Annotated in this window: 1 protein-coding gene; it reads left to right on the forward strand. The window is 57.2% G+C overall.

Going from position 1 to position 1195, the window contains the following annotated elements; genetic code table 11:
* Positions 1 to 67: 67 nt before the first annotated feature.
* Positions 68 to 1155, forward strand: a protein-coding gene (locus tag KF708C_RS34080; protein WP_086003188.1) for an IS3 family transposase whose coding sequence is annotated in 2 segments (ribosomal slippage) — positions 68 to 317 and positions 317 to 1155 — 1089 coding nt in all. Because the reading frame shifts where the segments join, the coding sequence is not laid out codon by codon here.
* Positions 1156 to 1195 lie beyond the last annotated feature (40 nt).

Genomic DNA, 1195 nt, shown 5'->3' on the forward strand with positions numbered 1-1195 from the left:
GGGTAATACCCCCTGAAATCCACCGCTGGGAGAAGTAGAATTTTCTCGTTAAGAGGGAGTTCTGCAGATGAAGAAGTCGAGATTCACAGATAGCCAGATATTGGAGGCGCTCAAGCGCGCGGAGGCTGGGCTTGCGGTGCCGGAGCTATGCCGGGAACTGGGCATCAGTTCGGCAACGTTCTACAAATGGCGCTCGAAGTACGGCGGGATGGACGCGTCGATGATGTCGCGCATGAAGGAGCTCGAGGCGGAGAATGCCCGGCTGCGCAAGATGTACATCGAGGAGAAGCTCAAGGCTGAGATTGCCTCGGAGGCGCTGCAAAAAAAGTTCTGAAGCCATCTCGCCGGCGCGAGATGGCAAAGCAGGTTGTGCAACAGCGCCGCGTGTCAATTCGTGTGGCGTGCACAGTGTTCGGCATCAGCGAGTCGTGCTACCGATACGAGGCGAAGTTGAACACGGAGAACGAAGAGATTGCAGACTGGCTGATGCGTATCACGGGCTGTCATCGCAACTGGGGCTTTCTGCTGTGCTATTACTACTTGCGTAACGTGCAGGGATTCGGGTGGAACCACAAGCGCATCTACCGGATTTATCGGGAGCTGGAGCTGAACCTGCGCATCAAGCCGAAGAAACGCTTGGTGCGCGAAACGCCGCAGCCGCTGTCGGTGCCGCATGCCATCAACGAAGTGTGGTCAATGGACTTCATGCATGACCAGCTCGTTGACGGGCGCAGCATCCGGACGCTGAACGTGATTGATGATTTCAACCGCGAGGCGCTGGGCATTGAGGTGGATTTCTCGCTGCCGTCCGAGCGGGTGATTCGCACGCTGGAGCAGCACATGGAATGGCGTGGCAAGCCGAAGGTAATTCGTTGTGACAACGGCCCAGAATACCTGAGCACAGCCATCGTGACTTGGACGCAGAAGCTAGGTATACGGCTGGAATACATTGAGCCGGGCAAGCCGCAACAGAACGCGTACATCGAACGGTTCAATCGGACCGCGCGATACGAATGGCTCTCGCAATATCTGTGGGAAGACCTGGAGCAGGTTCGGCAGGCAGCGGCCGACTGGATGTGGACTTACAATCACGAGCGCCCAAATATGGCATTGGGCGGCTTTACCCCGAAGCAGCGGCTGGCCATGGCCGCTTAGTTTCTACTTCTGCCGACTGTGGAAAACGGGGGCATTACCG

The organism is Cupriavidus basilensis (genome assembly GCF_000876015.1).
In the GTDB taxonomy this organism is placed as follows: domain Bacteria; phylum Pseudomonadota; class Gammaproteobacteria; order Burkholderiales; family Burkholderiaceae; genus Cupriavidus; species Cupriavidus basilensis_B.